Below are 12572 nucleotides of genomic sequence, written 5' to 3'. Positions count from 1 at the left end.
TCCGGCCCCGGCCCGGCGGCCGCGGTCAGCGTGCCGCGGTGTGGCGCAGGGCCTCGGCCGCGCCGCCGCCGGTGCTCACGGCCATCGCGGCGAAGTCGGCCGCGGTGCCGCCGAGCCGCTCCGGCCGCGAACCCGCGTCGGGGCGCCGCCCGCCGCGCCCTTCGCCGAGGACCTGCCAGCCGGTGCGGGTCAGCGTGATGTACGCCCCGCAGCGCAGGCCGTGCAGGGTGCAGGCGTCGCGCAGCCCCCACATCCAGGCGCCGTCCTCCTCGGTCCACCGCTCGTCGCCGTCGCGGCAGTACATCAGCACCGCAGTCCGCACCGGGGTCCGGCGGCGCAGGTCGTGCGGGATCACCCGGCGCAGGGCGGCCAGCAGCGCGTTGCGGTAGTCCCAGCCGTCGCCGGACGCGGCCCGCTGGACGAACGACGCACTCGCGACGAGGTCCTCCTCGGGGCCCAGGACGGCTATCACCGCGGTCGACGGCGCGGGGCCGTGCCGTGAGTGCAGGCCGCTGACGAGTTCGCGCGGGTTGCCCAGCAGCGGAATGCCGGCCGCCGTCCACTCGGCGGGCTCCAGCAGTCTTCCGTGCCGGCTGCTGCCGCCGGCCGTCGTAGTCAGAGACGCGGTCGAGGGCGGGGCGAATCCGAAGGCCACGGTCCTCCCTTCGGGTACACGCCCGCGGACGGGCACGGCTGGAGTGGGGGCGCGCCGCAGCACGGCCCAGGGGGTGCCGTCGAGCCGAGCGGGAGCACTCCGATTCTCGCGTGGGCCGAGAGCATGCGGCAACGAGCAATTGCGACCGCCGACCGGAATTCGCCGGTATGCCGTTCATATCCTTGCCCAGCCGCGCTGACGGCGACTCATGCGGCCGCAGCCGAGCGGCCCGTCGCCCTGCGCGCTGCCCTCCCGCGGCCCGCGGCAAACCGGCCGCCACCCTCCGCATGCGGGGTGTCGCCCGGAGTGAACTGGCCGACCGGCCCCTGCATCCGGTTGCATGGGGGTATGGACGATCCCGACCTGCGCGCCGAAGCCGATGCCGTACTCGCCGAGCTGGTGGGCGACCCGGGGGGCGCCGCGCGGCTGCGCGAGGACCAGTGGCAGGCGGTCGCCGCCCTCGTACGGGAGCGCCGGCGGGCCCTGGTCGTGCAGCGCACCGGCTGGGGCAAGTCCGCGGTCTACTTCGTGGCGACCGCCCTGCTGCGCCGCCGCGGCGCCGGGCCCACGGTGATCGTCTCCCCGCTGCTGGCCCTGATGCGCAACCAGGTCGAGGCCGCCGAGCGGGCCGGCATCCGCGCCCGCACCATCAACTCCGCCAACCCCGAGGAGTGGGACTCCATCCACGAGGAGGTCGAGCGCGGCGCCACCGACGTCCTCCTCGTCAGCCCCGAACGCCTCAACTCGGTCGACTTCCGCGACCAGATGCTCCCCAAGCTCGCCGCCACCACCGGCCTCCTCGTCGTCGACGAAGCGCACTGCATCTCCGACTGGGGGCACGACTTCCGGCCCGACTACCGGCGGCTGCGGGCCATGCTCGCCGAGCTCTCCCCCGGGGTGCCGGTCCTGGCCACCACCGCGACCGCGAACGCCCGCGTCACCGCCGACGTCGCGGAGCAGCTCGGCACCGGCGCCGGCGAGGCCCTCGTACTGCGCGGACCGCTGGAGCGGGAGAGCCTGCGCCTGGGCGTCGTCCGGCTGCCCGACGCCGCGCACCGCCTGGCCTGGCTCGCCGAGCACCTCGACGAGCTGCCCGGCTCCGGGATCGTGTACACGCTGACCGTGGCGGCGGCCGAGGAGGCCACCGCCCACCTGCGGCAGCGCGGGTTCGCCGTCTCCTCGTACACGGGGCGGACGGAGAACGCCGACCGCCTCCAGGCGGAGGCCGACCTGCTGGCCAACCGGGTCAAGGCGCTCGTCGCGACGTCGGCCCTCGGCATGGGCTTCGACAAGCCGGACCTCGGCTTCGTCCTCCACCTCGGCTCCCCGTCCTCGCCGATCGCCTACTACCAGCAGGTCGGGCGCGCCGGCCGCGGCGTCGAGCACGCCGACGTGCTGCTGCTGCCCGGCAAGGAGGACGAGGCCATCTGGCGGTACTTCGCCGACACCGCCTTCCCGCCCGAGGCGCAGGTGCGGCAGACCCTCGCGGCCCTCGCCGACGCCGGCCGGCCCCTGTCCGTACCGGCCCTGGAGGCCGCGGTGGACCTGCGGCGCAGCAGGCTGGAGACCATGCTGAAGGTCCTCGACGTCGACGGCGCCGTCAAGCGCGTGAAGGGCGGCTGGACCAGCACCGGGCAGCCGTGGGTGTACGACGCCGAGCGCTACGCGCGGGTCGCCCGCCAGCGGGCCGCCGAACAGCAGGCCATGCGCGACTACGTCACCACCGACCGGTGCCGGATGGAGTTCCTCCGCCTCCAGCTGGACGACGCGGGGGCGGCCCCCTGCGGCCGCTGCGACAACTGCGCCGGCCCCTGGGCCGACACCGCGGTCTCCGCGGAGACGCTGACCGCCGCCGCCAAGGAGCTCGACCGCCCCGGCGTGGAGATCGAGCCGCGCCGCATGTGGCCCACCGGCATGCCCGCCCTCGGGATCGACCTCAAGGGCCGGATCCCGGCCGGCGAGCAGTGCTCGGCCGGGCGCGCCCTCGGCCGGCTCTCCGACATCGGCTGGGGCAACCGGCTGCGCCCCCTCCTGGCGGACGGCGCCCCCGACGGGCCCGTCCCCGACGACGTGCTGCGCGCCGCCGTCGCGGTCCTCGCCGACTGGGCGCGCTCGCCGGGCGGCTGGGCGCCCGACGTCCCGGACGCCTCGGCCCGGCCGGTCGGCGTCGTCGCCGTGCCGTCCCTGACCCGCCCGCAGCTCGTCGACTCGCTCGCCCGGGGCATCGCCTCCGTCGGCCGCCTGCCGTTCCTGGGCACCCTCGACCACACCGGCCCGGAGGGCGCGTACGCGGCACGCCGCAGCAACTCCGCGCAGCGGCTGCGGGGCCTGTCGGGGGCCTTCGCGGTCCCCGAGGAGCTGGCTGCCGCGCTGCAGCGGTCTCCCGGCCCCGTCCTCCTCGTGGACGACAGCACCGACTCCGGCTGGACGCTCGCCGTGGCGGCCCGCCTGCTGCGGCGGGCGGGCAGCGGCGAGGTCCTCCCGCTCGTCCTCGCCGCCACCGGCTGACGGGGCCCGCGGGCCCCGCGGCCGGTCAGACCAGCCAGCCCGCGTCGCGCGCGATGCGGATGGCGTCGACCCGGTTGCGGGCCTTCAGCTTCATCACCACGGTCGTCAGGTAGTTGCGCACCGTCCCCGTGGAGAGGTGCAGCTCGCCGGCGATCTCCGCCGCCTCCGAGCCCTGCGCGGCCATGCGCAGCACCTCGGTCTCCCGGTCGGTGAGCGGGCTCTCCAGGCCGTTCCAGGCGGCGACGGCGAGCTTGGAGTCGATCACCCGCTGCCCGGCCACCACGCGGCGGATGGCGCTGGCGAGCTCCTTGGGGGAGTCGTCCTTGAGGATGTATCCGGACACCTGCGCGGCGAGCGCCCGGCGCAGGGTGCCGGGGCGGCCGAGGCTGGTCAGCATCAGCGTGCGGCACTCCGGCAGGTGCTCGTGCAGCTGCGCCGCCGCGCTGAGGCCGTCGAGGCCGGGGAGGTCGATGTCGATGACCGCGATGTCCGGCCGGACCTCCAGTGCCGCGGCCAGGATCTTGTCGCCGCGCTCCAGCTCGCTGACGACCTCCAGGTCGTCTTCCATTTCGAGCAGGGCGACGAGCGCGCCGCGCACCATGTTCATGTCTTCGGCCAGCAGGATTCTGATCACCGTTGCGAGCCCCCCGTCCGCGCGGTCGATCTTTGCATCTTGAATCATAACAACCGTCCCACGGCCGGTCGGCAGGGCGTGACGCGGGGTCAGCTCACGCGACCAGCCAGGTGCGTTCGCCTTCCGGCGACCCCTCCAGGTCCAGGTCGACCGCCCCCTGGGCGGGGACCCGCGCGACCACCCGGAAGACGTTGCCGGGACGGCGGTCGACCTCCAGCTCCCCGCCGACCGCCTGGAGGCGCAGACCCAGGTTCCCCAGGCCGCTGCCGCTGTGCGGGGAGGAGTCCCGGTACCCGTCGGTGACGCCGTCGTTCGTGACCGACAGCGTCATCAGGCCGTCCTCCTCGACGGCCGTGATCTCGCAGTACGCCGCCCTGCTGTGCCGCAGCACGTTGGTGACGGCCTCCCGCAGCACGGTGGCCAGGACCGTGTCCACCGGAGCGCTGACCTTCCCCATCCGCACGTCGGTGACCGCCTCGACCTCGGCGGCGCTCAGCACCGACCGCGCCGAGGCGATCTCCTCCTCCAGCGACAGGTCCCGGTAGCCGCTCGCCACCCGCCGCACGTCCGCCAGGGACTGCCGGGAGATCGCCAGGATGTCCTCGATCTCCTTCTTGGCCTTCGCCGGATGCGCCGGTATCAGGCGGTGGATCAGCTCGCCCTTGAGCTGGATGGCGGACAGGCTGTATCCGAGCAGGTCGTGCAGGTCGCGGGCGAAGCGGAGCCGCTCGCGGGTGACCGCCGCGCGCGTCAGCTCGTCCCGGCTCTCGTGCAGGACGTGCACCAGCTCGGACAGGCGGGTGAGCCCGAAGGTGACCAGCCCCGTCAGCAGTGTGGTCTGCACCAGGTACACGCTGTCGAGGACGGGCCGCCCGTCCAGCAGCGGCGGAACGAGCATGCTGACGCCCACGAAGCCGTACAGGGACCAGCCCAGGCGCGGCGGCAGGAGCAGCAGCAGGGAGCCGGCGAGGAACCCCGCCATGGCCCCCCACTGCGACTTCAGCGCGAGCAGCGGCAGGTAGGTCAGGGCCGCCTGCGCGCCCAGTGTCAGCGCCCGGCGCGCCGCGGGGGCCTGCTTGGCGCCGGCACGGGAGTGCAGCAGCTGCAGACCGAAGACCGCGGCCAGGCAGAACAGGGCGGCCGCCAGGGCCGGGCCCTCCACCCCGGCGCCCAGGACGTTCAGGGTGGTGATGCCGACGTAGCAGAGGAGCGCGACGACCACGGTGACCTTGGCCATCCGCGGCGCCGGCAAGTCCCGGCTGCGCCGCAGAATCCCCTCGAACAGGACCGCCTCCGATGCGTCATCCGAGGACTTGAGGCGGCCAGACATGTCAATCCCCCCATGGGCGTTCCGTGTTGCAGCCACCTTGAGCATAGGCGAGGAAGTCGGGCAGGCGCTGAAATCCGATCGCTCACACGAACAGAGGGATGGGATTGAGCTGGTCGTACGGTGTGGGTTCGGCCAGTCTGCCGAGTTCCACGGGCACGTCGAATAGCCGGCCGGGAGCGAATCTCGGCCAAAAGTGACGCAGTCCCGGTACGACCACTTTCGTTACCGGAATCCCCAGGTCCGGCCGTGTCTGGTCCAGGACCAACAGGTCCATGCCTTTCCGCCGGACCAACTCCGTGATCGTCTGTACGTCGTCCAGCAGGTCCGCGGTACGGACCGCCGGCCAGTCGGCGGGAGTCCGCGGCGCCGCCGCAGGATCGGCCGCCAGGTACCGCTGGTTCCCGACGGTCGCGTTCCGCCACCACGACAGCGGCTCCGGGTCGCCGATCCGGTACCCCGTGCCGTCCGGCCGGGCGTCCCGCACCGCGGGCAGCAGCTGGGCCATCTCCGACAGCGCCCGGCGCAGCGCGACCCCCGGGTCGAAGTGCGCGCCGAAGCCGAACACCACGTCCTCGCCCGGCTTGTCGGTGCGCCGGGACAGCGCCGCGACCACCGGTATCCCCAGGTCCGAGGTGAGGTCGAGCGCCCACGCCTCCCGGCCCGCCCGCCGCAGCCCGCGGCGGATCCGCTCGGTCCAGTCGTCGGCGAACGCGTCCAGGTCGACCGCCGGCTGGCGGGTGCGGTTGTACCACCACAGGGCCACCGCGTCCCGCTCCACCAGCTCCATGAACCCCTGCACCAGCGCGTCCTCGGGGCTGCTGCCGGCCGCGTTGCCGTTGGAGTCGGCCCACGGGTCGTCCGGGTGCGGGGCCGGAGCCCGGCCGTCGCCGCGGGCGAAGTACAGCATCGAGGCCGGCAGCAGCCGCTGCACGCCCCCGGTCAGCGACCACACCGGCGTCCAGTCGGTGGGCCGCGTCTCGTCGAACGGCGCCGACACGTAGTGGAAGCGGGAGGCACGGGCGTTCCACAGGTCGCGCTCCGCGTACTGGCGGGCGCTGTAGAGCAGGCAGTCGTCGGGGTGGACGGCCGCCGCGCCCAGGCCGCGCAGCGAGTCGCGGACCGTCGGCTCGTCGCCGTGCCGGGTGCCGCTGTAGCGCTCGACCGCCTCGCACAGCGCGCCCGCGCGGGCCTCCTCGGCGGTGCGGCCCTTGCCGCCGCTGAGCGCGCGCAGGCCCGAGCGGAGCCCGGCCAGGGTCGCCGACGCCATGGCCAGGTTGTGGCCGGAGGTGTAGGCGTGGGCGTCGTCCGGGGTGCCGGGCGCCCGCCGGATCTCCTTGACCACCCCGGTCACCGGGTCGACGAGGTGCCCGTACGCAGCCAGCAGCTGCGCGGGCGTGAGCGCCCGGTCCCCGTTCCCTCCGGCGGCGGCCGGGGCCTTGGGCCGGGAGGCGGGGACGAACGGGGCGTGCACGCGGCGGGCGACGAGGCCGGGGTCGCCGCACGCAGGGCACTGGGGCAGCCGGTCCACCCGGTGGCCGGAGGTGCGCAGCCGCAGCGTGTCGAAGGTGTGGAGGTGGCCCTGCTCGGGGTTGCGCAGGCCCGCGAGCCATTTCGCCGCCTCCAGGACGGCGAGGTTCACCGCGAGGGCCGTCCCGGCGGCCAGCCCGGCCGGGGGCCGCGGAACGGGCCCGTCCAGGCCGAGCGCGCGGCCTACGGGCAGCTCGGAGTGGCGGTGGCCGCGCAGCCGGACGGCCAGGCAGTGCCAGCAGGGGCCGGTGTCCGGCCGGAAGAACGGGCCCACCCAGGGTTCGGTTCCGCAGAGCCGGACCGGCAGCCACGGCCGGCCGGCCGCGCGGTGGGCGGCGTCGGCCGCGGCGAGGCCGGGGGAGAGGTAGTCGTCGCACAGGACGAGGACCAGGGAGGCGCCGTCCGCGTCGCCGGCGACGGCCACGCCGGAGGCCCGGCAGGCCTCCGCGACGGGTGTCGGGTCGAGTCCGGGCAGGGCCTCGATCGCGGCGGACGCCCGGGACAGGTCGGCGGAGGCCAGGCCTCCGTCCAGCCCGGCCAGGTCCCAGTAGGCCTCGGCCTCGGCAGCGCCGGGCGCGGGGACCCCGCCGGCCGCGGTGGCGGCCGGCGGGGAGGTGGCGCGGATCAGTCCGGCGTCGGTGAGGGCGGTGAGGGCCGCTTCGGCGTCCTCCGCTCCCAGGAGGCGGGAGGCCTCCTGCCGGACCGCGCCCGCGGTGCGGGTGCCGTCGAGGAGCGGAACGAGTACCTCCGCCTGGCTGCCTCCCAGCGCGGTCACTCCGCGCCGGGACACCAGGTAGGCGGCGTCGCCGGGCACGACCGTCGGCCGCAGGTGGGACTTGAAGCCCACCAGGCGGTCCGCGGCCGCCGGAGGCGCGGCCGGCCGCCCGCGCTCGGCAGTGCTCATGCGCCCTGCAGTCCGGCGGCCGGGGCTGCCGGCTCGGCCAGCTGCGTCACGGCGCAGACCGTGAACAGCGCGTGCTGGGTGTCGGGCAGGGCGTCGAGGTGTTCGATCACGAGGCCCGGGCGGGCGGAGTGGGCGGGGGCCGGTGCGGATCCGTTGACGGTGGTGCGGGCACTGGCCGGAATGCTGGTCATGGTGGTCAGGTTCCCTTTGCGTTGTCGTCTGGCGGGTTTCGATCCGTTCATGAACGATTCTGCGAGGGAACAGGCGACCGCAGACAGTGCTGCCGTCACCATCACGGGATGAAGATTTCACATCGACCGGTGGCATGACCACCGGCCGGGCGCCCCGAGTGCTGCCGGAACGTCAGGCTCCGCCCTACCAGCGGACAGGCAGGCTGCGGGGACCGCGGATGAGGAGCCCCGCCCGCCACGGCAGCGACGCCGGGTCGGCGTCCAGGCGCAGCCCGGGGGCGCGCTCCAGCAGTGCGCACAGGGCCGTGCGCGCCTGGAGCCGGGCCAGCGGGGCGCCCAGGCAGTAGTGGATGCCGTGGCCGAATGCGATGTGGCCGCCCGCCGGCCGGCGGATGTCGAAGCGGTCCGGATCCGTGAACCGCGCCGGGTCGCGGTCGGCGTCGGCGAGCGCGACCAGCACCAGCTCGCCGCCCCCCGGGATGGCGGCCCCGCCGATCTCCACGGGACCCGTCGTGAACCGGTACGTGGTGGTCTCGACCGGCCCCTCGTAGCGCAGGACCTCCTCCACGGCCCCGCCCGCCAGCGCGGGGTCCGCGCGCAGTGCGGCGAGCTGGTCGGGGTGGCGCAGGAGCAGCAGGACGCCCGTCGCGATGAGGTTGACGGTGGTCTCGAAGCCGGTGACGAGCAGCAGCCAGGCCATGCCGATGAGCTCGTCCGCGGAGAGCCGGCCGCCGTCCTCGTCCGTGGTCCGGATCAGTGCGCTCATCAGGTCGGCGCCGGGCCGGGCCCGCATCTCCTCCACCATGCCGACCAGGTACCGCGTCATCGCGGCGGTGGCGGCCGTACGCACCTCGCGGTCCGGGCTGCTCAGCGCCTGCCCGGCCCAGTCCCGGAAGGACGCGCGGTCCAGGGCGGGCACGCCGAGGAGCTCGCAGATCACGCCCATCGCCAGCGGGAACGCCAGGGCCTCGACGAGGTCGGCCCGCCGGTCCGGCCGGGCGAGCATCGCGCCGAGGAGCCCGCCCGCCAGCTCCCGCACCCGGGGGGCCAGCCCCTCGACGCGCCGCGGCGTGAACTCCCCGGCCACCAGCCGCCGCAGCCGGGTGTGGTCGGGCGGGTTCGAGCTCAGCAGGTTCTCGCCCGCCGAGAGCCGGGCCAGCGGCAGCCCGGGCGAGGCGTCCCGCCACGACTTCGACAGGCCCGGGTGGGTGAGCGCGGCCCGGCAGGCCTCGTGCCCGACGACGAGCCAGGCCTCGGCGCCCTCGGGCGTGCGGATCCGGTGCACCGGGCCCCGCGCGCGCAGGGCCGCGTACACCGGGTACGGGTCGCGGGTGAAGTCCTCGCCGAGCGCCGCGAAGTCCGCCGCGATCTCCGTGTGCATGCTGCCTGCCGTTCCCTTCGTCGGACGGTGTTGCGGCGGCGGCCCCGGCCCGCGCGGTCGGCGCGCGGGCGGGGCCCGGCCCCTACGAGACGGAGGTCTTCCGCTTCTCGAACACCTCGCGCGCCACCGTGATGGCGTTCAGCACCCGCGGGAAGCCCGCGTACGGCACCACGTGGATCAGCGCCTCCACGACCTGCGCCGGGCTCAGGCCGACGTTCAGCGCGGCGCCGATGTGCACGCGCAGCTGCGGGGCGGTGTCGCCGAACGCGGTGAGCGCGCCGACCGTGACGAGCTGGCGCCGCCGCGGCGACAGCCACGGCCGGTGGTAGACGTCGCCGAAGGTGAACTCGACGATGAACCGCCCCAGGTCGGGCGCGATGTCCTTCAGAGACTCGACGACCTCCAGACCGTGCCGGCCGTCGATCTCCACCAGCTTGTCGACACCGCGCCGGTAGCGGTCGCGGGCGTCGTTCATGACCGGCGGCCGGAAGGCCACGCCGCGGTCGGCGAACACCGTCCGGGCGACGCCGATCGCGTTCAGCGCCCGCGGGAACCCCATGAAGGGCACCAGGTGGATCAGCGCCTCGACCACCTCGGCCGGCTTCACGCCGACGTGCAGCGCTGCGTCGATGTGGAAGTTCAGCTGCGGCGCCGTGTCGCCCTGGGCGGTCAGCGCGCCCAGCGTCACGAGCTCCCGCTCGCGCAGGTCCAGACCGGCCCGCGGGTAGATGTCGCCGTACGCGAACTCGACCACGAAGCGCCCGAGGTCGGGGGCGATGTCCTTCAGCGACTCGACCACGGCGGTCCCGCGCTCGCCCGAGGTCTCGCGCAGCACGGCGAGCCCGCGCGCGTAGCGGGAGTTCCTGCCCGCGGCGGCGGCGTCCGCGGCCGCGGCGGCTCCGGCCGCCGGGGCGCCGGCGGCCGCCGCCGGAGCCGCGCCCAGCAGGCCCTCGGCAAGGCCGATTCCGACCAGGGCGCCCCCGGTCAGGGTGGTGCGGCGGGAGAATTCCGCGGTCTTTCGCGATGCATTCATGACGTCTCGATCCATTCGATAGGGGTCGGCTGTGGGGGAGGGAATCGGGTCGAATTCCTCTTCCGCCGAGAAGAGGACGGTTTTTTCAGGGAGTTTTCGGAACCGTGCCGATCGCGAGGGCGTTGCCCTCGCTGATGTATCCGTCCGGATCGCGCAGCGGATGGGCCGGATCCGCCGGGTCCAGAAATGGCGCCCAGTTCCCCGGGGCGCCTTCGGCCGCCGCCTGCAGGGCGAAACGCGCGCACGCGTTCCCGTAGAAGCGGAAGGCCGCCGGCGGGAGCGGCGCGTGGTGCTCCATCAGCAGCGTGCGCTGCCGCACCGCCTCCAGGCCGGCCGCGCGCAGCCACCGGTGGAGGTCCCGGCCGCGCAGCAGCTGGCGGGCGTACCCGGGGGAGGCGGCCGACCACCGGAAGAAGTCAGTGATCAGGAAGGGGTCCGCCGGGCGCACCGTGCTCAGCGTGCCGTCCACGTCCTTCACGGCGACGAGCCCGCCCGGCCTGGTGACCCGGCGCAGCTCCGACAGCGCCTGCGCCAGCTCCCCGTCGTCGAGGTACTGCGTCGTGTTCGCACACCACACCGCGTCGAACGCGCCGTCCTCGTACGGCAGGTCGAGGACGCTGCCCTGCCGCACCTCCACGCGGGCCCGCGCGGGGTGCGCCCGCATCCGCGCGGCTGCCCGCGCCGCGTTCTCCGCAGCCAGGTCCACGGCGCACACGCCCCCTTCCGGGCCGACGAGCTCCGCGATCAGCGGCAGGAAGGCGCCGCTGCCGCAGCCGGCGTCGAGCACCTGCCAGCCGGGCCGCAGGCCCACGCCGTGCAGCGCCTCCCGGTAGTGGCCGGCGCACGCCTCGAAGTGCTGGTCGACGATCTCCCCGTGCGTGAACGCGAGCCCCGTGGAGGCGGTGTACCCCCACCCCGCGTGGTCGGCCGTCACCATGCGCCGGCACCCGCCTTTCCGGCACGGGCGAGCAGCCCGGCGAGGAGCCGCGCCGTCTCCCGCGGGGCCTCCAGCGGGGCGAGGTGGCCCACGCCGGGGAGGACGGCGAGCCGGCCCTGCGGCAGCGCCGCGGCGACCGGCCGCGCCTCCGCTGCTGCGACCAGCTCGTCCTCGCCGCCGAGGACGACGAGGGCGGGCACTGCGGCCGCGCGCAGGACCGCCGTGGAATCGGGGCGCGCCGCGAGGGCCCGCTGTGTCCAGGCGACCGACTGCGGCGGGGCCGCCAGCGCCAGGCCCGTCACCCGGTCGAGGAGGTCCGGCCGCCGGCGACGCGTCGTGGCGCCCAGCAGCGACGGAGTGGTCTGCGCCACGAGCCTCCCGCGCGCGGCGTCGTCGAGGAACGCGTCGGCGAAGCGCAGGCGCTGCTCGGCGGCCTGCGCGGTGTCGGCGGTGCCGCGGGCGGCCAGCAGGGCCAGGCCGCGGACCCGGTGCGGGTGGCGGCGCAGGAACGCCATGGCCGTGTAGCCGCCCAGGGAGCAGCCGGCCAGGACGGCGGAGCCGATCCCCTGCCGGTCGAGCTCCGCGGCGAGCGCGTCCGCCACCGAGTCCAGCGACGGCGGCCCCTGCGCCGCAGGCGCGGCGCCGAAGCCGGGCTGGTCGACGGCGAGGACGCGGTGGCCGCGGGCGCGCAGCTCCCGCGCGGGGCCCTCCCACATGGACGCGTCGAACGGCAGGGCATGGAGGAGGACCACCGGCGGGCCGCCGGCGTCCTCCGCGCGCGGGCGGCCCGCCCCGGGCGCGTCCGCGTGCACGGCCGCGCTCACCGCTGCACCGCCCGTTCCGCGGCGGCGACGAACCGCGCGACGTGCTCCGGCTGGTCGACGCCGCGCAGCCGGCCGAAGGCGACCGGCGACGGCGGGAGGTCGTGCACCGGGACGACCTCGATGTCCGGCGGGAGGACGGCCGCCAGCGACCGGAACGAGACGTGCACCGCCGGGCTGCTGCGCAGCAGCTCCGCGAGCGCGCCGAGAGTGGTCATCGGGTGGACGCGGCGGATCGTGCGGCCCCCCGGGGTGCGCGGCGGCACCACCAGGTCCCACACGTGCGCGGGGAAGCTGCCGGGGCACCGGAACGCCTCGTAGTCCGCGACCTCCTCGATCGACACCTCCCCGCGGCCGGCGAGCGGGTGGCCGGCGCCGACCAGCACGGCCCGCCCGTCGAAGGCGACGGGCGCGCTGACGGCGATGTCCGGCTCCAGCGGGTCGTACTTGAGGAGCATGAGGTCCGCCAGGCCGGCGCGCAGCGGTGCGAACGGCTCGGCCACCTCGTAGGGGACGTACTCCACGGCGGACGGCGGGACGCCCGCGGCGGCGGCGATCCGCTCCGCCTGGCGGGGCGGGCCGTGCACGCCGAGGCGGACCGGGCGCGGCGCGGCGGGTGAGGGAGCCGCGCCGGTTCGGGGGAAGGGCACT

11 protein-coding genes are annotated in these 12572 nt (G+C 75.6%); 1 reads left to right on the top strand and 10 read right to left on the bottom strand.

The genetic code is table 11. The annotated features are described in order from the left end of the window. Positions 1-25 precede the first annotated feature (25 nt). Complete coding sequence (locus MUK52_RS07785; protein ID WP_114054513.1) at positions 26-655, bottom strand: hypothetical protein; 630 nt, start codon at positions 653-655, stop codon at positions 26-28. Between the two features lie 348 nt (positions 656-1003). On the opposite strand from MUK52_RS07785, the gene MUK52_RS07780 reads away from it, so the two are divergent. Continuing rightward, a complete protein-coding gene (locus MUK52_RS07780) occupies positions 1004-3163 on the top strand; it encodes a RecQ family ATP-dependent DNA helicase (protein ID WP_114054514.1) in 2160 nt (719 codons plus the stop codon). Positions 3164-3188: 25 nt separating this feature from the next. Here the strand turns inward: MUK52_RS07780 and MUK52_RS07775 are convergent, their stop codons facing one another. The 9 genes from MUK52_RS07775 to MUK52_RS07735 all read right to left on the bottom strand — a co-directional run bounded on the left by MUK52_RS07775 (position 3189) and on the right by MUK52_RS07735 (position 12571). Continuing rightward, positions 3189-3797, bottom strand: coding sequence for a response regulator transcription factor (locus MUK52_RS07775; RefSeq protein ID WP_284575294.1), 609 nt, complete (start codon positions 3795-3797; stop codon positions 3189-3191). 94 nt (positions 3798-3891) lie between these two features. Then, positions 3892-5127: a sensor histidine kinase gene (locus MUK52_RS07770; protein WP_114054516.1), complete on the bottom strand. Its 1236-nt coding sequence runs from the start codon at positions 5125-5127 to the stop codon at positions 3892-3894. Between the two features lie 82 nt (positions 5128-5209). After that, positions 5210-7558 (bottom strand): TOMM precursor leader peptide-binding protein, encoded by a 2349-nt coding sequence (locus MUK52_RS07765; protein WP_284575290.1) that lies wholly within the window; start codon positions 7556-7558, stop codon positions 5210-5212. Further along, complete coding sequence (locus tag MUK52_RS07760) at positions 7555-7749, bottom strand: hypothetical protein (protein WP_284575289.1); 195 nt, start codon at positions 7747-7749, stop codon at positions 7555-7557. The genes MUK52_RS07765 and MUK52_RS07760 overlap by 4 nt, the downstream gene beginning before the upstream one ends. 184 nt (positions 7750-7933) lie before the next feature. Beyond that, positions 7934-9130: a cytochrome P450 family protein gene (locus tag MUK52_RS07755; RefSeq protein WP_114054519.1), complete on the bottom strand. Its 1197-nt coding sequence runs from the start codon at positions 9128-9130 to the stop codon at positions 7934-7936. 82 nt (positions 9131-9212) lie between these two features. Further along, positions 9213-10163 (bottom strand): carboxymuconolactone decarboxylase family protein, encoded by a 951-nt coding sequence (locus MUK52_RS07750; protein WP_114054520.1) that lies wholly within the window; start codon positions 10161-10163, stop codon positions 9213-9215. Between the two features lie 85 nt (positions 10164-10248). Further along, entirely contained in the window at positions 10249-11100 is an 852-nt protein-coding gene (locus tag MUK52_RS07745; protein WP_114054521.1) for a methyltransferase domain-containing protein, read from the bottom strand. Further along, entirely contained in the window at positions 11094-11924 is an 831-nt protein-coding gene (locus MUK52_RS07740) for an alpha/beta fold hydrolase (RefSeq protein WP_246042365.1), read from the bottom strand. The genes MUK52_RS07745 and MUK52_RS07740 overlap by 7 nt, the downstream gene beginning before the upstream one ends. Beyond that, complete coding sequence (locus MUK52_RS07735) at positions 11921-12571, bottom strand: LysR substrate-binding domain-containing protein (protein ID WP_284575286.1); 651 nt, start codon at positions 12569-12571, stop codon at positions 11921-11923. The genes MUK52_RS07740 and MUK52_RS07735 overlap by 4 nt, the downstream gene beginning before the upstream one ends. Position 12572: the final 1 nt, after the last annotated feature.

The organism is Streptomyces sp. 2P-4 (assembly GCF_030167965.1).
Lineage (GTDB): Bacteria > Actinomycetota > Actinomycetes > Streptomycetales > Streptomycetaceae > Streptomyces > Streptomyces globosus_A.
This window is presented reverse-complemented; position numbering and strand designations above follow the sequence as displayed.

What these genes read in the sequence shown, in the direction of transcription:
- MUK52_RS07750 (WP_114054520.1), bottom strand. Translation starts at nt 10,163, where the DNA reads ATGAATGCATCGCGAAAGACCGCGGAATTCTCCCGCCGCACCACCCTG.
- MUK52_RS07745 (WP_114054521.1), bottom strand. Translation starts at nt 11,100, where the DNA reads ATGGTGACGGCCGACCACGCGGGGTGGGGGTACACCGCCTCCACGGGG.
- MUK52_RS07755 (WP_114054519.1), bottom strand. Translation starts at nt 9,130, where the DNA reads ATGCACACGGAGATCGCGGCGGACTTCGCGGCGCTCGGCGAGGACTTC.
- MUK52_RS07760 (WP_284575289.1), bottom strand. Translation starts at nt 7,749, where the DNA reads ATGACCAGCATTCCGGCCAGTGCCCGCACCACCGTCAACGGATCCGCA.
- MUK52_RS07765 (WP_284575290.1), bottom strand. Translation starts at nt 7,558, where the DNA reads ATGAGCACTGCCGAGCGCGGGCGGCCGGCCGCGCCTCCGGCGGCCGCG.
- MUK52_RS07780 (WP_114054514.1), top strand. Translation starts at nt 1,004, where the DNA reads ATGGACGATCCCGACCTGCGCGCCGAAGCCGATGCCGTACTCGCCGAG.
- MUK52_RS07770 (WP_114054516.1), bottom strand. Translation starts at nt 5,127, where the DNA reads ATGTCTGGCCGCCTCAAGTCCTCGGATGACGCATCGGAGGCGGTCCTG.